This window comes from Brachybacterium rhamnosum, from assembly GCF_039526185.1.
Taxonomy (GTDB): domain Bacteria; phylum Actinomycetota; class Actinomycetes; order Actinomycetales; family Dermabacteraceae; genus Brachybacterium; species Brachybacterium rhamnosum.
The window spans coordinates 1,125,365-1,142,135 of sequence record NZ_BAAAIS010000002.1 but is presented as its reverse complement, the minus strand read 5'-3'; the positions used below and the strand labels follow the sequence as shown (position 1 = coordinate 1,142,135).

At 75.0% G+C, this 16,771-nt stretch carries 14 protein-coding genes and 1 riboswitch; of the genes, 2 read left to right on the top strand and 12 right to left on the bottom strand.

The window, feature by feature from the left end:
- Nucleotides 1-17 precede the first annotated feature (17 nt).
- Nucleotides 18-2,570, bottom strand: a complete 2,553-nt coding sequence (locus ABD080_RS06965; protein WP_343904188.1) for a 5'-nucleotidase C-terminal domain-containing protein — start codon at nucleotides 2,568-2,570, stop codon at nucleotides 18-20.
- Nucleotides 2,571-3,037: 467 nt separating this feature from the next.
- Between ABD080_RS06965 and ABD080_RS06960 the strand changes: the two genes are divergently transcribed.
- On the top strand, nucleotides 3,038-4,420 hold the full coding sequence (locus ABD080_RS06960) for an NAD(P)/FAD-dependent oxidoreductase (protein ID WP_137769775.1): 1,383 nt from the start codon (nucleotides 3,038-3,040) through the stop codon (nucleotides 4,418-4,420).
- 87 nt (nucleotides 4,421-4,507) lie between these two features.
- Here the strand turns inward: ABD080_RS06960 and ribH are convergent, their stop codons facing one another.
- The 8 genes from ribH to ABD080_RS06920 all read right to left on the bottom strand — a co-directional run bounded on the left by ribH (nucleotide 4,508) and on the right by ABD080_RS06920 (nucleotide 10,665).
- A complete protein-coding gene (ribH, locus tag ABD080_RS06955) occupies nucleotides 4,508-4,975 on the bottom strand; it encodes a 6,7-dimethyl-8-ribityllumazine synthase (RefSeq protein WP_343904187.1) in 468 nt (155 codons plus the stop codon).
- Nucleotides 4,972-6,339, bottom strand: coding sequence for a GTP cyclohydrolase II (ribA, locus tag ABD080_RS06950; RefSeq protein WP_343904186.1), 1,368 nt, complete (start codon nucleotides 6,337-6,339; stop codon nucleotides 4,972-4,974). Before ribA ends, ribH begins: the two co-directional genes overlap by 4 nt.
- Nucleotides 6,336-6,962, bottom strand: coding sequence for a riboflavin synthase (locus tag ABD080_RS06945; protein ID WP_343904185.1), 627 nt, complete (start codon nucleotides 6,960-6,962; stop codon nucleotides 6,336-6,338). Before ABD080_RS06945 ends, ribA begins: the two co-directional genes overlap by 4 nt.
- 20 nt (nucleotides 6,963-6,982) lie before the next feature.
- On the bottom strand, nucleotides 6,983-8,077 hold the full coding sequence (gene ribD / locus ABD080_RS06940) for a bifunctional diaminohydroxyphosphoribosylaminopyrimidine deaminase/5-amino-6-(5-phosphoribosylamino)uracil reductase RibD (RefSeq protein ID WP_377827283.1): 1,095 nt from the start codon (nucleotides 8,075-8,077) through the stop codon (nucleotides 6,983-6,985).
- 118 nt (nucleotides 8,078-8,195) lie between these two features.
- Nucleotides 8,196-8,323, bottom strand: a riboswitch (FMN riboswitch).
- A 122-nt stretch (nucleotides 8,324-8,445) separates the two neighbouring features.
- The gene (locus ABD080_RS06935) at nucleotides 8,446-8,826 is read right to left on the bottom strand and encodes a DUF202 domain-containing protein (RefSeq protein WP_343904184.1); all 381 of its coding nucleotides are present in this window, start codon (nucleotides 8,824-8,826) and stop codon (nucleotides 8,446-8,448) included.
- Entirely contained in the window at nucleotides 8,823-9,185 is a 363-nt protein-coding gene (locus ABD080_RS06930) for a YidH family protein (RefSeq protein WP_343904183.1), read from the bottom strand. The genes ABD080_RS06935 and ABD080_RS06930 overlap by 4 nt, the downstream gene beginning before the upstream one ends.
- On the bottom strand, nucleotides 9,182-10,180 hold the full coding sequence (locus ABD080_RS06925; RefSeq protein ID WP_343904182.1) for a formylglycine-generating enzyme family protein: 999 nt from the start codon (nucleotides 10,178-10,180) through the stop codon (nucleotides 9,182-9,184). The genes ABD080_RS06930 and ABD080_RS06925 overlap by 4 nt, the downstream gene beginning before the upstream one ends.
- A gap of 119 nt (nucleotides 10,181-10,299) precedes the next feature.
- The gene (locus ABD080_RS06920) at nucleotides 10,300-10,665 is read right to left on the bottom strand and encodes a VOC family protein (RefSeq protein WP_343904181.1); all 366 of its coding nucleotides are present in this window, start codon (nucleotides 10,663-10,665) and stop codon (nucleotides 10,300-10,302) included.
- Nucleotides 10,666-10,757: 92 nt separating this feature from the next.
- Between ABD080_RS06920 and ABD080_RS06915 the strand changes: the two genes are divergently transcribed.
- Complete coding sequence (locus tag ABD080_RS06915) at nucleotides 10,758-11,765, top strand: helix-turn-helix transcriptional regulator (protein ID WP_343904180.1); 1,008 nt, start codon at nucleotides 10,758-10,760, stop codon at nucleotides 11,763-11,765.
- Nucleotides 11,766-11,833: 68 nt separating this feature from the next.
- On the opposite strand, the gene ABD080_RS06910 is transcribed toward ABD080_RS06915, so the two are convergent.
- Genes ABD080_RS06910 through ABD080_RS06900 form a run of 3 tightly spaced genes read right to left on the bottom strand, consistent with a single transcriptional unit; the run spans nucleotide 11,834 to nucleotide 16,760 of the window.
- Nucleotides 11,834-14,398 carry a transglutaminaseTgpA domain-containing protein gene (locus ABD080_RS06910; RefSeq protein WP_343904179.1) on the bottom strand — a complete coding sequence of 855 codons (2,565 nt, stop codon included), beginning with the start codon at nucleotides 14,396-14,398 and terminating at the stop codon, nucleotides 11,834-11,836.
- Complete coding sequence (locus ABD080_RS06905) at nucleotides 14,395-15,708, bottom strand: DUF58 domain-containing protein (protein WP_343904178.1); 1,314 nt, start codon at nucleotides 15,706-15,708, stop codon at nucleotides 14,395-14,397. The genes ABD080_RS06910 and ABD080_RS06905 overlap by 4 nt, the downstream gene beginning before the upstream one ends.
- Nucleotides 15,705-16,760: an AAA family ATPase gene (locus tag ABD080_RS06900; RefSeq protein WP_343904177.1), complete on the bottom strand. Its 1,056-nt coding sequence runs from the start codon at nucleotides 16,758-16,760 to the stop codon at nucleotides 15,705-15,707. The genes ABD080_RS06905 and ABD080_RS06900 overlap by 4 nt, the downstream gene beginning before the upstream one ends.
- Between the last annotated feature and the right edge of the window lie 11 nt (nucleotides 16,761-16,771).

The window sequence follows — 16,771 nt, the reverse complement described above, 5'->3', positions numbered from 1 at the left end:
GGGACCCGAGGAGGAGGTCAGTCCTCGACGTACTCGATGCCGGCGTCGTCCATGCGGTGCATGAACGCGGCCATCGCGTCACGCTTCATGGGGTTCAGCGGGCGGTACGTGCCGTCGCTCCAGCCGGTGGAGATGCCGGTGGACTGCAGCCAGGCGATCTCCTTGGCGTACTTGCGCGAGGCGGAGACGTCCTCGAAGGGGCCCTTGACCGGGTCCGAGTAGCGGGGCTCGCCGGCGTAGCGGTACAGGAACGCGGCCATCGCGTCACGGGCGATCGGGGTGGTGGGGCGGAAGGTGCCGTCGCTCCAGCCGGTCGTGATGCCCTGCTGCTGCGCCCACACGATCGCCGTGTAGTGCTGGTCCGTGGGCTTCACGTCCGTGAACGGGGACGTCTCGGGCAGGGTCACGGCCGGCTCGCCCGCCATGCGGTAGAGGAAGGCTGCCATCGCGTCCCGGTTCACGTCCTGCAGCGGGCGGTAGGTGCCGTCGCTCCAGCCGGTGACGTAGCCCTGGGCGGCGGCCCAGGTGATGTCCTCGGAGAACTGCATGCCCGCGGGCACGTCGGAGAAGGAGACCGGCTCCGTCTCGAGCGTGATCGGGAAGGTGACGGAGGTGCCGGTCACCGGGACGGCGGTGACGGTGCCCTCGTGCTCCCCGGCGGGGAGGGTGACGCGCACGTCGGCGCCCCACTGACCGTCCTTGTTCTGCTTGTACGGGGCGGAGAAGGTCTCGCCGTCGATCTCGAGCGTCGCCGTCCTGATCTGGGGGGCGCCGAGGGAGCGGGACTCGAGGCCCGTGAGCCGCACGATCGAGGAGCCGGTACCGGCCGTGACCTGCACGCCGATGCCGCGCTGGGAGTAGTCTGCCTTGAGGCCGCGGTGCTTGCCGAGGTAGCTGATCCACGCGTCACGGTCCAGCAGGCCCGTGTCCTTGGTGTTCGTGCCCTTGGCGAAGGTGTGGAAGTTGTCGCCGCCGGCCACGAGGAAGCTCGCGGCGACGAGGCTGTAGGAGGCCTTCGGGTCCAGGGGCTTCCCGTCGATGCTCACGGAGGTGATGTGCTCGCCCTGCGCGGCGGACTCGTCGAAGGTGTAGTCGACGTTGCCGGAGAGGCCGAGCTGCAGGTAGCCGCGGGAGGGGACGTTGCCGTCCGCGTCGAGCTGCCACTGCTCCTCGAGGAGGTCCTTGAACTGGGCGCCCGTGAGGGTCGTGGTGGAGAGGTTGTTGACGAAGGGGACGATGTTGTTCGCCTCGCCGTAGGTGACCACGCCGTTGCCCTCGTCGCCGGAGGGCGCGTAGGCGAGGTTGTCGCGCACGCCGCCGGGGTTCATGACGCCGATCGTTGCGCGGTCCCCGGAGTAGGAGTCCTGCTGGGTGGCCCAGACCATCGAGTCGGCGAGCTCGTCGGAGAGCGCCGAGGAGCTCCCGCGGTCGTCGCCGCGGCCGGTGTAGCCCTTCTTCTTCGTCCAGACGCCGTCGACGTACTCGGCGCCGTCGGGCGCGTAGGCGGTGGTGACGTCGGTGTCGATGTCGCCCACCTCCTTCTTCGCGGCCTCGGCGCCGGAGGCGGCAGCGTCGTCCGCGATCGTCGCGGCGGTGTCGTAGGCGGCGTCGCCCGCGCAGGCCTCGAGGTCCGCGCCCTCGGTGGGGACGAGCGCGGTGGCGTCGGCGACGACGTCCCAGTCGCCGTCGGAGGCCTTCTCGAGGGTGACCTTGCCGAGGTTCTCGCCGTAGGAGCCGGTCTGCACGACGGGCCGGGTCTCGCCGGACTCGCCGGGCACGGCCGCCTGGTAGACGTAGGACTGGTGCGTGTGGGCGGTGAAGATGACGTCCGCCTCGGCGGAGGTGTCGTCGATCAGGTGCGTGAAGACGGGCGTCGGGGTGGGGGCGCTGCCCGGCTCGGAGGAGCCGGAGGAGCCCTCGTGGTACTCGACGGCGAGCACGTCGTACTGCTCGCCGGAGGCCTTCAGCTCCTCGATCGCGGCGTTCACGCCGTCCACCGGATCGCCGAACTCGACGCCCTGCAGGCCGGCCGGGGACGTGAGCCCCGGGGTCTCCTGGGTAACGGCGCCGACGACGGCGACCTTCACGTCACCGGCGTCGACGATCGCGTAGGGATCGGTCGTGGCCTTGCCGTCCTTGGTGACGTTCGCGGCGAGGTAGGGCCAGTCCGCCCGCTCCTGCACGCGGGTCGTGAAGTCGTCGTAGCCCTTGTCGTACTCGTGGTTGCCGGCGGCCGACGCGCCGAGGCCGAGGGCGTTCAGGTAGTCGATCGTCGGGTTGTCGTCGTCGATGTAGGACGCGAACTCCGAGGCGCCGATGTTGTCCCCCGCGGAGAGCAGCGCCGAGTTCGGCGCCGCCTTCTCCTCGGTGACGACCGTGCACGCTAGGTCCTTCGCGGTCGAGGAGATCCGGCCGTGGAAGTCGTTGATGTTCAGCAGCGTCACCTGGTCGCCCGTGCCCGCGGCGAGGGCGGGGACGCCGGCGCCGAGGAACGTGGTGAGGGAGACGGCGGCGATGCCGAGCCCGGCGGCGGTGCGGCGGGCGAGTCGGCGCGAGACCGAGGGGGTCATGGAGATGCTCCTGGCGCGGGGAGAGACGGGGGACGGGAGGGGGCGGCACCACGGCGGCTGTGGCGTGGGCCTCGTCCATTCAAGCCGCCCGCGCGTCTCCCCGGATCCGTTCGCCGAGGTGGTGACCGGAGCGTTATCAAACGTTCGCCCGGATGCCGCCTTCACGACGCCCGGGGGTCGCGGTCGGCGCCCGTCGCGATTCCCGCGGGGCCGCCGCGACCGGGGCGCCGGGCATCGCGGGCCCCCGCGTCCGTCTCCTCAGCCACATCCCGGGCCTGCGAGGATGGGCGCGGGAGCCCGGATTGGGTAGCATCGATGCGACTTCCCGCGGATGGGCGTCCGGCGCCCCGTCCGTGGTGCTCCTGACCGCCGTCCCGCCCTACCGACCGTCACACCCCCTCGACGATGGGCCCGCCCGACGCGGCACGCTCGGACCGGCTCCCGCCGTCACCCAGAAGGAGCTCCCCATGGTGTTGCCGTTCCTGGCACGTCGTCCCACCGTCCCCGCGAAGGACGGCGGGAGCTGGCCCCACGTGGTGATCATCGGAGGCGGCTTCGCGGGGGCCAACGCGGTGCTGGGCCTGGCGGATTCCCGCGTGCGCGTCACCCTCATCGACCGCAACGTCTACAAGACCTTCCAGCCGCTGCTCTACCAGGTGGCGACCGCGGGCCTGAACCCGGGCGACGTCACGATGTTCCTGCGCGGCCTCTCGCTCAAGGTCCCCAACATGCGCTACCGCCAGGGCGAGGTCATCGGCGTGGACCCCGACCAGAAGGTCGTCACCGTCGACGAGGGCCAGCGCGGCGAGAAGCGCCTGCGCTACGACTACCTCGTGCTCGCCAACGGCGCCACGACCACCTACTTCGGCACGCCGGGCGCCGAGGAGCACGCGATGCCGATGTACACGCGCTCGCAGGCCATCGCGATCCGCGACCGTGTGTTCTCCGAGCTCGAGCGCGCGAGCCGCGCCCGCGACGGGGACGTGCTGCACGTCTCGATCGTGGGCGGCGGCCCCACCGGCGTCGAGATCGCCGGTGCGCTCGCCGACTTCCGCAAGCAGGAGCTGGACATCCTCTACCCGGAGCTCGACCCGGGCACCCTGAACATCCGCCTCGTGCAGCGCGGCGGCGAGCTCATCAAGGAGTTCCGCGAGGAGTTCCGCGAGTACGCGGCGCACGAGCTCGAGGACCGCGGCGTGCACCTGTGCCTGGGTCACGGCGTGAAGTCCGTGGGCTACGACTACGTGACCCTCGATGACGACACCGTCCTCGAGTCCGACATCACCATCTGGGCCGCGGGCGTCGCCATCGCGGACGTCGTGAAGACCTGGGGCCTGCCCCAGGACAAGCGCGGCCGCCTCGACGTCGACGAGAACCTCGAGGTCAAGGGCTTCCCGGGCGTGTTCGCCGCGGGTGACATCGCCGGTGGCGACGGCTCCCTCCCCCAGCTCGCCCAGCCCGCCATCCAGGCCGGCCGCGCGGTGGCCCGCGCGATCGCGGCCGACGTCGCCGGCAAGGTCAAGAAGCCCTTCCACTACGTCGACCTCGGCACGATGGCGACCATCGGCCGCCATGCCGCGATCACCGAGATGCCGGAGCTCCCGGGCGTCGGCTCGATCGGCCTCAACGGCACCGTCGGCTGGTTCGCGTGGCTCGGCGTGCACGTCACGAAGCTGCTCGGCCACCGCAACCAGCGCGCCGTCGCCATGAACCTGCTGTCCCTGTACAGCGGCACGCGCGCCACCCACCAGCCGAACCCGGTGGTGGGCGAGGTCGACTCGCTGCGCGCGGCCCGCGAGTTCGAGGAGCAGGCCCGGCACCGCAAGTTCGGCGCCGACCACCAGGCCTGATCGCCCCACGACGGGGGCGGGAGCCGGGGCAGACGCCCTGGCCCCGCCCCCGTCCGCATGCCCGGGGACCGGTGCCGCCCGGCCGGCTCAGACGGTGGGGGCCGGGAGAGCGGCGAGCAGGGAGACGACGGCCTCCGCGGCCTCCGCCCCCTTGTCCTCGCTCGACCCGGGCAGCCCCGAGCGGTCGAGCGCCTGCTGTTCGTCGTCGCAGGTCAGGAGGCCGAATCCGACGGGCTTCCCCGTGCGCAGCGAGACGTCCATCAAGCCCTGGGTCGCGGCCTGGCACACGTACTCGAAGTGCGGGGTGCCGCCGCGGATCACGGTGCCGAGGGCGACGACGCCGTCCGCACTCTCGGCGGCGCGGAGGGCTCCGAGCGGCAGCTCGAAGGAGCCGGGCACGCGCAGCAGCTCGTGGGTGGCCCCGGCGGCGTCGAGGGCGCGCTGCGCACCGGCGACGAGGGCGTCCATGATCGTGTCGTGCCAGCTCGCGGCAACGATGACGACGTGACGGCCGTGGCCGTCGGGGGTGAGGGCGGGGGCTCCGGCCTTGCTCATGAGAGAGGTCCTTCCGTGGGGGTGGTGGTGTCGGGGCTGGTGGGATCAGTGGGGTCGAGCAGCTCGGGCGGGAGGCGGTGGCCCATCTCCTCGGCCTTGGTGCGCAGGTAGGCGGTGTTCTCGGGGACCACGCCCACCACGAGCGGCGAGACCTGCTCGACGCCCACGCCGTGCTCGGTGAGCTGCGCGGCCTTGTCCGGGTTGTTGGTCAGCAGGTCCACGCGGGTCGCGCCGAGGTCCTGCAGGATCGCGGCGGCGGCGCCGTACTCGCGGGCCTCGGCGGGCCAGCCGAGCTCGAGGTTCGCGCTGACGGTGTCCCGCCCCTGGTCCTGGAGGGCGTAGGCGGCGATCTTCTCGGCGAGGCCGATCCCGCGACCCTCGTGGCCGCGCAGGTAGACGACCGCGCCGCCGTCGCGGGCGATCGCGGCGAGGGCGGCGTCGAGCTGGGGGCCGCAGTCGCAGCGCAGCGAGCCCAGCGCCTCCCCCGTCAGGCACTCGGAATGCACGCGCACGGTGGTGACGGCGTCGGGTCCGATCTCCCCGGCCACGAGGGCGAGGTGCTCGGCGCCGGTGCGGCGGTCCCGGTAGGCGTGCACGGTGAGGGCGCCGTGCCGGGTGGGGAGCTGGGCGGTGGCGACGCGGTGCACGCGCGGGGCGGGCTCCGCGGCGCCGGGCACGGGCACGGCGCCGCGCGTCGCGGCGGTCGCCCGGGCGTCGAGGTCCGCGGCGAGGTCGGCGATCGTGATGAGGGCGAGTCCGTGCTGCTCGGCGAGGCGCTCCGCCTCGGGCAGGCGCATGACGTCGCCGTCGTCCCGCACGAGCTCGCAGATCATGCCGACGGGCGGCAGGCCCGCGAGGCGGCACAGGTCCACGGCGGCCTCGGTGTGGCCGGGCCGCTCGCGCACGCCGCCGGCGACCGCGCGCAGCGGCAGCACGTGGCCGGGGCGGATGAGGTCCTCGGGTCCGGCGTCGGCCGCGGCGAGGGCGCGCAGGGTGCGGGTGCGGTCCGCGGCGGAGATCCCGGTCGTGACGCCCTGGGCGGCGTCGACGCTCACCGTGTAGGCGGTGCGCAGCGGGTCGCGGGTGCGGGGGACCATGAGCGGCAGCTCGAGGCGGTCGGCGAGCTCCGCGGGCAGCGGGGCGCACAGGTAGCCGGAGGAGTGCCGGACCGTCCAGGCGACCCAGTCGGGGGTGGCGAGGGCGGCGGAGAGGATGACGTCGACCTCGTTCTCGCGGTCCGCGGAGTCGGCGACGAGCACGGGGCGGCCGGCGCGCATCTCGGCGAGGGCGCGGGCGATGCGGGCGGAGCGCTCGTCGTCCGCGGGGGCGCCGTCGGCGGGGCTGGTCGTGCCGTGCTCGGTCATCGCCCCTCCCCCTCCGCGGCCACGTCGGCGGTGAAGCCGGTGAGGCGGGCGACGTAGCGGGCGATGACGTCGACCTCGAGGTTCACGGCGTCCCCCTCGCGGAGCGTGCCGAGGGTCGTCGCCTCGAGCGTCGCGAGGATGAGGGAGACGCCGAAGGAGTCCGCCCCGGCGGAGGTCACGGTGAGGGAGACGCCGGAGACGGTCACGGCGCCCTTCTCCGCGACGAGCGGCGCGATCTCCGCGGGCAGGGAGAACAGGAGGTCCTCCCAGCGGCCTTCGCCGCGGCGGGAGAGGAGGCGCCCCACGCCGTCGACGTGCCCCTGGACGATGTGGCCGCCCAGGCGGGAGTCGGCGCGCAGGGAGCGCTCGAGGTTGACGGGGGCGCCGGCGGCCTTCTCGCCGAGCGCGGTGCGTCGCAGGGTCTCCGGGACGGCGTCCACGGCGAAGCTGCCGTCGCCGGGCAGGTCGACGACGGTGAGGCACACGCCGTCCACGGCGATCGAGTCGCCGAGGCCCGCGTCGGAGGCGGCGAGCGGGCCGGTCAGGAGCAGGCGGGCGGAGCCGTCGGGCTGCGGGGTGAGGGAGGTGAGGGTGCCGATCTCCTCGACGATGCCGGTGAACATGGGGTCTCCTTCGGTGGGGGTCAGGCGGGGCGGGCGACGAGGAGCACGTCCTCGCCGAGCGGATCGACGTGGACGGTGCGCCAGCGCAGGGCGCCGTCGATGGTGGTGACGCCGAGGTCGCCGACGGCGGCGGCACCCGCGCCGAGGTGCACGGGGGCGAGGTAGGCGTGCAGCTCGTCCACGGCGCCCGCGCGGAGGAAGGCGGTACCCAGGCGCGGGCCGCCCTCGAGCACGGCGCGCCGCACGCCGCGAGCGGCGAGGTGGGCGATGACGAGCGCCGGGTCGTGCGTGGTCGCCTGCAGGAAGCGGCCGTCGGATCCGCGGATCCGCGCCGTCGCGGGCACGGGACGGCGGCCGACGGCGACCCGCAGCGGCTGAGGTCCTGCTACTGCCCCGGCGGGGCGGGCGGTGAGGGCGGGGTCGTCGGCGCGGACGGTCCCGGTGCCCACGACGATCGCGTCGACGCCCGCGCGCACCCGGTGGGCGTGCTCGCGGGCGGCGGGGCCGGTGATCCAGCGGCTCGTGCCGTCCGCGGCGGCGACGCGGCCGTCGAGCGTGGTCGCGGTCTTGAGGATCACGTGCACGGCAGGCCGGGCGGCGCGCGCGTACCAGGGGCCGATGAGGTCGAGGGCCGATTCTGCGAGCTCCTCCCCCACGGCCGCGGGGCCGCCGGCGACGTCGATGCCGGCGGCGGCGAGCTCGGCCCCGCCGCCGCCCTCGGCCGCGCCCGGATCGGGCAGGGCGAAGACGACGCGGGCCACGCCCGCCTCGCGGAGGGCGCGGGCGCAGGGGCCGGTGCGGCCGGTGTGGCGGCAGGGCTCGAGGGTGACGACGGCGGTGCCGCCGCGGGGGTCGTGGCCGCGGGCGGCGGCGTCCGCGAGGGCGTCGGCCTCGGCGTGCGGGGTGCCCGCGCCGCGGTGATGGCCCTCGCCGAGGGTCGTCCCGTCGGGGGCGAGGAGCACACAGCCGACCTGCGGGTTCGGGGTGTCGGCGGGGCCGCGGGCGGCGAGCTCGAGGGCGCGCCGCAGCGCGGCGTGCTCGGCGGCGGGCAGCACGGTGGCGGGCAGCGGCGCGGTGCCTGCGGCGGCGGGCTGCGGAGGGTGCGGGTCGTGCACGGTCGTCCTCCCGGAGTGCGGTCCGGGGAGATGGCCTGGAGCATGCACAGGGCCATGGACGACGCCGGGGGTCGACGCAGGGTGCACGCAGGGTGCACCAGGCGTCGCCTGGGCGACGCCACATCTCCTCCCATCCGGACTTTCACCGTCGGTCCTGGAGTTCCACCAGGTCAACCAGCTCCCGAAGGAGCTGGGTCGCGGACTGTCACCGCCGGCTCAGAGTTTCACTGACCCCGGAAAATGTGGTTCATTCGCCGGACACGCTAGCACCGGCCGGGAGCCGGCGTCGCGGCGGTGTCGGCCGATGAACATCCGCGGGCCCGCGGCCGGGGCCGACGGGGCCGCGGGCGGGACGGCCGCGCGGGGCCTCAGATCCCGAACCCGCTGCGCAGCAGGAAGGCGGCGCCCAGCGCCCCGATCGCGAGCACGGCGAGGGTCGCGACGAGCATCGGCAGACCGCTGCGGGTCAGGGCGCCCTGCGCGGTGAGCGAGCGGTGCGCGCGGCGGTACCCGGTCGCGGCGAGCAGGTAGGCGAGCACGGAGAGGGCGGCGCCGAGCACGCCGCCCACGACGGCGAGCGGGCCCAGCGCGTCGAGCGCGAAGCGCATGGCGACGAGGCTGCCCACGGCGAAGGAGAGGCAGGTGCGGCGCCAGGCGAGGAGGGTGCGCTCGGGCTGCAGGCCCGGGTCGAACACGGCCCCGGAACCGGCGCCACCCTCGACTCCGCGACCACTGTCGCCGCTGGTCACACCCACATCCCGACGGCGACGAGCGCGGCGGCGAGCACCACGCCCACGACGAGCACGCCGCCTGCGCCGAGCCCCGGCAGCGGGAGACCGCGGCGCAGGGCGCGTTCCGTCTGCCGCCACCCCCACCAGGCCTGCAGCGCGGCGATCGTGCCGAGCACGAGGAACACCGCGGCGGCGGAGGCGCGCCACACCATCGGCTCGGGGATCGCGAGCGCCTCGAGGGCGAAGGCCCCGGCGTAGAGCGCGAGGGCGGTGCGCACCCACGCGAGGAAGGTGCGCTCGTTGGCGAGGCTGAAGCGGGGATCGGGCTCCTCCCCCTCGCGGTACACGGAGGCGGGGAAGCGGCGCTGGTCGGTCATGAGTCCTCCCTGCTGGGGGCGTCGGTCGGGCGGAGCGCGACGGTGCGGAACCCGGCGTTGCCCATCGAGGAGTCCGGGGTGCTCCGGGAGCGGGCGGCGTTGCGGTACCGGTTGCAGTAGGAGTCGTGGCAGAGGTAGCTGCCGCCGCGCAGCACGCGCTCCTCGCCGTCCTCGGGGCCGGTGGGGTCGACGACCTCCCCGCTCAGCCCGGGGCGGCGGTAGGTGGCGGGGTGGAAGCGGTCCTCGCACCACTCCCACACGTTGCCCACGGGCTGCCAGAGCCCGTAGCCGTTGGGCTGGTAGCTGCGAACGGGGGCGGTGGTGAGGTGGCCGTCCTCGAGGGTGTTGATGCGCGGGAACTCGCCCTGCCAGATGTTGGCGCGCCAGCCGCCCTCGTCCACCTCGGCGTCGCCCCAGGGATACTTCGCGCCGTCGATGCCGCCGCGCGCGGCGTACTCCCATTCCGCCTCGGTGGGCAGGCGGCGCCCGGCCCAGTCGCAGTAGGCCCGGGCGTCGTTCCAGCTCACGTGCACGACGGGGTGGTCCTCGAGGCCGTGGAGGCTCGATCCGGCGCCGCCGGGACGGCGCCAGGCCGCGCCGTGCACGCCCCGCCACCAGGGGGTGCCGGCGGCGGGCGGCATGAGGTCCTGCTCGGGCGCCGTGATCGCGAGGTGGAAGACGGCGGAGTAGCCGAAGACCTCCGCCTCGGTGCGATACCCGGTCGCGTCGACGAAGCGGGCGAAGTCCGCGTTGGTGACGGTCGTCGCGTCGATCTCGAAGCCGCTCAGGCGCACCTCATGGCGGGGCACCTCGCCGTCGGCCCGGTTCCGGTCACCCGAGGAGTCGCCCATCGTGAAAGCCCCCGCAGGAACGGTGGCCTGCGCGATCCGATGGCGGGCCGGGGCGGGCGCGGCGGCCGACGGGGCATCGGCTGACGGGACGGCGGACGACGGGGACCTCTCACCGATGCCGATGGACTGCTCCCTCCACGGCATGCCGCATCCGCAGCCGCATCCTCGCGTGTCCTCCACCTTCACCGTGCTCCGTCCTCGCGATTCGTCACGCCGCAGACTACTCGGCGCGGCGGATCCCGCGAGAGGCGGAGGGGCACGGGTCAGTCGATCGGGCTCACGCGGAGGAGGTTGCCGTCGGGGTCCGCGACGACGAAGGTGCGGCCGAAGACCTCGTCCGTCGGCGGCTCCACGCTGCGCACGCCCTGGGCGACCCACCGCTCGTGGAGCTTGTCGATCTCCGCGGCGGGCCCGGGCAGCATCAGCCCCACCTCGCTCGTGCGGGGCGTGCCCGGGACGGCGTGCTCGCTGCGGCCGGTCCAGAGCGCGAAGAGCACGCCGGGCGCGACCTCGAAGGCGACGTAGCGGGGGCTCGTGAAGACGGGCTCGATGCCGAGCAGGCCGCGGTAGAAGGCGGTGGACCGCTCGGCGTCGCGGACGTAGACGAGGAAGAGGTTGGGGGCAGTCATCGGGTGCTCCTGTGGTGTCGGGGTCGATGCAGGGCCCACAGCACCACGGAAAGACGACAGTTCCTGTCCCCTTCTGCGGGAGAATCGTCGCCATGAAGTCCTCCCGCCTCATGTCGACCCTGCTCCTGCTGCAGACCCGCGGGTCCATGACCGCCGAGGAGCTCGCGCAGCGGTTCGAGGTCTCCCGCCGCACGATCCTGCGGGACGTCGAGGCGCTCTCCGAGGCCGGCATCCCCATCCGCACGGAGCGTGGCCGCGGCGGCGGCATCGTCCTGGACCGCCGGGCACGGCTCGACCTCAGCCGCCTCGAGCCCGCGGAGCTGCAGCTCCTCACCGCGGCGGGACTGGATACGCGGCAGCTGGACGCGGTGGGGCTCGGAAACCTCGGCGCCCGGGCGCAGGAGAAGCTCGAGGCCGCTATGCGCGGGCCGCTCGCGCCGGCCGTGCCGCTCGCGGACGTCCTGCGGATCGACTCCGCAGGGTGGTTCACGGCCAGGTCCGACGGTGGGTCCGACGGTGGGTCCGACGGTGGTCCCGACGCCGATCCGGGCACCGACCTCACCGCGCTGCTCGACGCGTGCCGTGGGCGCCGACGGGTCGAGCTCGCCTACCGGCGCAGCGGGGAGAGCGCCGCCCGGCGCCTGACGGTCGATCCGTACGGTCTCGTCAGCAAGGCCGGCTCGTGGTACCTGATCGGCGACGTCGACGGCACGGCGCGGATGTTCAACGCCGCGCGGATCCGGTCGCACACCGCGCTCCCGGAGCCGGCGCGGCTGCGGGACGGCGCGACGCTCGCGAGCGTGTGGTCGGCGCTGCTCGAGCAGTTCGCCCCCGCGCCGGCCCTCGAGGTGCGGGCGCTGCTGCGAGCGAATCGGCTCGACCTCGCCCGGCGCATCCTGGGCGCCCGACTCCTCGGCGTCTCGGAACCGGAGGGCGATCGGGTCACGATCACCGTGGCCTGCGAGGAGCTCGAGGCGGTGCGCCAGCTCCTGCAGTTCGGGGACCACCTGCAGGTCGTGGACCCGCCGGAGGCCGTGCGGCGCGTGCACGAGCTCGCGCAGGAGCTGGCGGCGGCGCATGCGCCGGCGGCGGAGGGCTGACGGGTGCCGTCGCTGCCGGCCGGCACCTGAGCACTCGCCTGCGGCCGCCCCCCCCCTGCTCGAGCGCCCTACCGCGCCCGGCGCACGAGCTCGACGAGCAGGTCGCGGTCGGGCCGCAGCGCACGCCGCTCGACCTCGCCGGGAGCCGTCCCCTCGGCGGCACCGTCGTCGGCCCCGCCGCCGTCGGCCCCGCCGCCGTCGGCCCCTCCCCCGGTTCCCGGGGACTCCTCCCACAGCGCCGGATCCACGGGCACGGCGTAGCGGGCGTCGGAGACGGCGTCGCCGATCCGCGCGGCCGCCTCGCGGTGCTCGTCCGTGACCTGGGCCCCGGAGCCGGTCTCGATGTCGTCGAGCAGCGCGTCCAGAGCGGCGGCGGGCGGGCGGGCCGCGTCCAGGCGCAGGTGCAGCGGCGGCCGGCCCCAGAGCCCGGTCCAGCCCAGCCAGCGCACCGCGGCGGCCCGGCCGCGCAGCTCCGCCTCGAGGTCCTCCCAGGCCACGAGCCCGGAGGCGCGGCGCCACAGCTCGCTCTCGGCTGGCCCGCCGCGCACCATGTCCCCGGAGGAGACGCCGTCCGCGCGCGCCAGCTCGAGCATGCGCTCCCAACGGGCGGTGCGGCGCGCGTCCCGGCGGCGGCGCAGCAGCACCACGGCGGCCGCGGCGAGCAGGCCCGCGACGAGCGCCGCGCCCACGAGCACGGCGACGGTGCGCAGGAGGTCCCCGGCCACCTCGGCGCCGGTGCGGGAGACGCCGCCGGTGCCGGCGTCGGAGGCCGTCTGCGACTCCTCCGGCGTGGTCGTCTCCTCCTCCGTGGTGGTCTCCTCGGTGGTGGGCTCCTCGGTGGTCGTCTGCGCGGCGCTCGGCTCGGAGCTCGGCGCGGTCTCCTGGGACTCGTCGGTCACGGACGGCACGTCGATGCCGTTGTTCGCGGCCGACGGCGTGGGCTCGAAGCGCACCCAGCCGTGCTCGGGGCCGAACCACACCTCGGGCCAGGCGTGCGCGTTCGTCGAGGAGACCACGCGCTGGTCGCCGTCGACGTCCCCGGCCGTGAAGCCGATGACGACGCGCGTGGGATAGCCCTGCGAGGTCATCATCAGCGCGAACACGGAGGCGAACTGCTCGCAGTAGCCCACGCGGTCCGCGAGGAAGGACTCGAGCGGGTCCTCCCCGGGCGGGGTGGAGACGGTGAGCGAGTAGTCGAAGGAGTTGTGGAAGTAGTCCTGGAAGGCGACGGCGGTGTCGAAGGCGTTGCTCGCCCCGGAGCTCTCCACGAGGGAGTCGGCGAGGTCCGTCGCGGCGGCGGGCACGTCGCTCGTGCGGAGGTAGCCGGAGTCCAGCGGCTCGGAGAGCACCGAGGGGTCGACGTCGCGCAGCTCCTGCGCGCTCGCGGGGTTCTCCTCGGCGACGACCTGGTAGTCCATGCCGGTGAGCAGTCCCGAGCTCTCCCCGGCGCTGATCTCCCCGCTCGTCGCGTCCACGGCGAGCCGGGAGTCGAGGGAGGCGTCGGTGCTGCTGACCTCGCGGACGTCCGCCGGGGCGGGGAGGCGGTCGCCCGCGAGGTCGGTGACGGTCACGGAGTACTCGGAGAGCAGGGAGTCGTCCCCGCTCACGGCGTTCCCGTCGTCGCGGCCGTCGGAGAACGCCTCGGAGCCGGAGGCGGCGGTGTCCGGGTCGCCCTCCGCGAAGGTCTCGCCGTCGAAGCGGGTGAGGGTCCGCAGGCGCAGGTAGGAGGGGTCCTCGGCGTCGGTCGTGTAGCGGAGCACCTCGACCGGGTCCTGCTGCAGGAGGGAGCGGCGCACGGAGACGGAGTCGTCGACCATGACCGAGCCGAGGTTCGCCTGGTCCTTGTTCCGCCAGGCGTTGACGACGTCCATGTCGAGCGCGACCCTGCTGGGCGCGACCTGCGGCAGCAGCAGCGAGGCGGGCACGGTGAGCACGGCGACGAGCAGCACCACGAGGCTCGCGGCGAGCGCGGTGCGGCCGGCGCCGGCGAGCGGCCCGGCCTGGGGCCGCGGGTCCCGCTGGGCGAGCACGGGATCGGCGTGGAGGGTGCGGGAGGCGAGCACGATCGCCCCGGCGAGGATCGGCAGGGCGACGGTCCACCAGGCGCCGCCCGAGGGCTGCTGCAGCGCGGGCACCACGATGAGGCCCATGAGCACGAGCGCGGTGGGCGTGTGCCAGCCGAGGTCGAGGTACATGATGTCCAGCAGCAGGGCGACGAGCGCCATGAGCAGCACCACGAGCACCGTGCCCCGGGCGCCCACGGTGACGGGGGCGAGCGAGGCGGTCAGATCCGCGACGGCGGTCGGGAACAGCCGCACCTGCTCGGTGACCAGGGAGGCGGGGCCGCCGGAGAGGTCCACGACGCCCTGGCGCAGCTCGACGACGATCACGGTCGCGATGACGACGAGCACCTGCACGGTGGGGACCAGCGCGGGCAGCGGCAGCAGCTTGCGCAGCACGATCCCGGCGAGGATCACGGGCGCGGCGCCGATCAGGGTGAGGGTGAACCAGTCCGTGCCGGTGATGAGGATCGACAGCGGCGTGACGGCGAGCAGGAGCGCGACGAGCAGCAGCACGCCGCGCACGGCCGCGTGGCCGGCGGGGAGGGAGGGACGTCCCAGCAGCGGGCTCATCGCGGGCCTCCGTCGTCCGCGGCGGCGGCGAGCAGCTCACCCACGGGCTCCGCGCTCGTGCCCCGCACGAGGGTCCAGGCACCGAGGCGGGAGACGGCCGGAGCGTCGCCGCTCCCGCCGTCGCCGGCGCAGCGGAGGGCGAGGGCGGTGCGGTGCGCGGCGCGGCCGGCGAAGCGGTCCAGGTCGAGGCCGGAGAAGGGGTCGCCGTCGTCGGCGCCGAGGGCGATCGCGAGGGCGGTGTGGCCGGCGGCGTGGTCGCGGCCCGCGGCGAAGGAGGCGGGGTCGTCGTCGAAGCCGACGTCGGCGAGGGCGAGCAGGGCGGCGCGGCGGGCGCCGGCATCCGCCTCGAGGCCCAGCGGGGAGGCACCGAGGGTGGCCATGCGCCGCTCGGTGCGGGTGATCTCGTCACCGCTCGCGTCGAGCACGCGCACCTCCCAGCCGTGCGCGCCGAGCGCCTCGAGCACGGAGGCGGCGTGGGAGACGAGGCGGTCCTCGAGGGCGGCGCGCTGCGGCTCGGCGATGCCCTCGCGGCGGCTCGTGTCGAGCACGAGCACGGCGCTGTGGCCGCCGGCGGGCTCCTCCTCGCGGGTCATGAGGCGGCCGGTGCGGGCGGAGGCGCGCCAGTGCACGCGGCGGATGTCGTCGCCGGGCTCGTAGACCCGCGCCATGGCGCCGATCTCGCCGATGCCGCCGGTGACGGCCCGCCCGGCGCCCTCGCGGCTGATGCCGGCCGCGGCGAGCGCGAGCGGCTCCACGGTCTCCACGCGGGGCAGCCCGGCGATGCGGGCGCCGTCCTCCGCGGTGACGGTGAGGCGGAACATGCCCAGCACGTCCTCGACGACGATCGAGAAGGGGCCCAGCGCGTGGGCACCGCGGCGGGGGACGGCGAGGGTGTGGGGCATGCGGCGGGCGAGCGGGAGGTCGCCGCGGCCGCCGAGGGCCTCGGGCAGGTGCTCGCGCAGCACGCCCCGGCCCAGCGGCAGCGCCGGGAACAGGGCACCGTCGGCGAGGCGCACCTGCACGCGGGCGGAGCTGCCCAGCGGCACGGCGTCGTCGATGAGGCTGCGCCGGGCCCGCAGGCCGATCCCGCACAGCAGGATGCACACGATCCCCGCGAGGAGGCACAGCAGCAGGCCCGCGGCGAGGGAGCGGGCGGGGGTGAGCTCGGTGAGGTCGCCGATCACCCACAGGAGCACGGCGGCGAGGGCGACGACGATCCCGCGAGCGGTGGGGCGCAGCCGCCGGCCCGGGGCGGGCGTCCGCTCGGTGCCGCGGCGCCGGCGCCCGGCGGGCGGGGACGGGGTGGTCACGACAGCGGGGTCGCCGCGAGCACCTGGTCGAGGACCTCCCCCGTGCTCGCGCCGCGGGAGAGGGCCTGCGGGGTGAGGTGCAGGCGGTGGCGCCAGACGGGGCCGATCACCGCGCGGACGTCCTCGGGGTGGGTGTGGGGGCGGCCGTCGAGCGCGGCGCGGGCCTTCGCGGCGCGCACGAGGTGCACGGCGGCGCGGGGCGAGGCGCCGAGGGCGACCTGCTGGTGGGAGCGGGTCGCGGTCGCGAGGCGCACCACGTACTCGAGGAGGCCGGGGGCGATGTGCACGCGGCGGGTGGCGCGCACGTGCGCGGCGATCCGCTGCGGGGTGGTGCGGGCCCGCACGGCGTCGATGACCTCGCGGGCGCCGCCCTGGACGGGGCCGGTCTGGGCGGCGAGCATGCGGGCCTCCGCGCCGGCGACGGGGTAGCCCATGGAGGTCTGCGCGAGGAAGCGGTCCCGCTGCGCCTCGGGGAGGCGGTAGGTGCCCTCCATCTCGACGGGGTTCGCGGTCGCGACGACCATGAACGGCTCCTCGAGCGGGTAGGTGACGCCGTCGACGCTCACCTGCCGCTCCTCCATCGCCTCGAGCAGGGCGGACTGGGTCTTCGGGGAGGCGCGGTTGATCTCGTCGGCCAGGAGGACCTGGGTGAACACGGCCCCGGGTCGGAACTCGAACTGGGAGGTGGCCTGGTTGAACACGCTCGCGCCGGTGACGTCGCCGGGCAGAAGGTCCGGGGTGAACTGGATGCGGTGGCGGGTCGCGCCGAGCGCGGCGGCGAGGGACTTCGCGAGCATCGTCTTGCCGACGCCCGGGATGTCCTCGACGAGGAGGTGGCCTCCGGCGAGGAGGACGAGCAGGGCGAGGTCCGCGACCTCGGGCTTGCCCTCGACGACGGTCGCGATCTCGGCGGTGACGGCGCGGGCCTCCTCGGCGATCTCGATCGCCTGGGCCTCGGAGAGCGGGCCGGTGGCCTCGGAGATGGCGGGATCGTCGGAGGTGGTCCCGCCGGGGAACTCCTGCGCCGCGAGGGGCGTCTCGTGCTCTGACATCGGATGCTCCT

Excerpts from the sequence above, each read along its gene's own strand:
- ABD080_RS06965 (WP_343904188.1), bottom strand. The coding sequence starts at position 2,570 with ATGACCCCCTCGGTCTCGCGCCGACTCGCCCGCCGCACCGCCGCCGGG.
- ABD080_RS06960 (WP_137769775.1), top strand. The coding sequence starts at position 3,038 with ATGGTGTTGCCGTTCCTGGCACGTCGTCCCACCGTCCCCGCGAAGGAC.
- ribH (WP_343904187.1), bottom strand. The coding sequence starts at position 4,975 with ATGAGCAAGGCCGGAGCCCCCGCCCTCACCCCCGACGGCCACGGCCGT.
- ribA (WP_343904186.1), bottom strand. The coding sequence starts at position 6,339 with ATGACCGAGCACGGCACGACCAGCCCCGCCGACGGCGCCCCCGCGGAC.
- ABD080_RS06945 (WP_343904185.1), bottom strand. The coding sequence starts at position 6,962 with ATGTTCACCGGCATCGTCGAGGAGATCGGCACCCTCACCTCCCTCACC.
- ABD080_RS06930 (WP_343904183.1), bottom strand. The coding sequence starts at position 9,185 with ATGACCGACCAGCGCCGCTTCCCCGCCTCCGTGTACCGCGAGGGGGAG.
- ABD080_RS06925 (WP_343904182.1), bottom strand. The coding sequence starts at position 10,180 with ATGCCGTGGAGGGAGCAGTCCATCGGCATCGGTGAGAGGTCCCCGTCG.
- ABD080_RS06920 (WP_343904181.1), bottom strand. The coding sequence starts at position 10,665 with ATGACTGCCCCCAACCTCTTCCTCGTCTACGTCCGCGACGCCGAGCGG.
- ABD080_RS06915 (WP_343904180.1), top strand. The coding sequence starts at position 10,758 with ATGAAGTCCTCCCGCCTCATGTCGACCCTGCTCCTGCTGCAGACCCGC.
- ABD080_RS06910 (WP_343904179.1), bottom strand. The coding sequence starts at position 14,398 with ATGAGCCCGCTGCTGGGACGTCCCTCCCTCCCCGCCGGCCACGCGGCC.
- ABD080_RS06900 (WP_343904177.1), bottom strand. The coding sequence starts at position 16,760 with ATGTCAGAGCACGAGACGCCCCTCGCGGCGCAGGAGTTCCCCGGCGGG.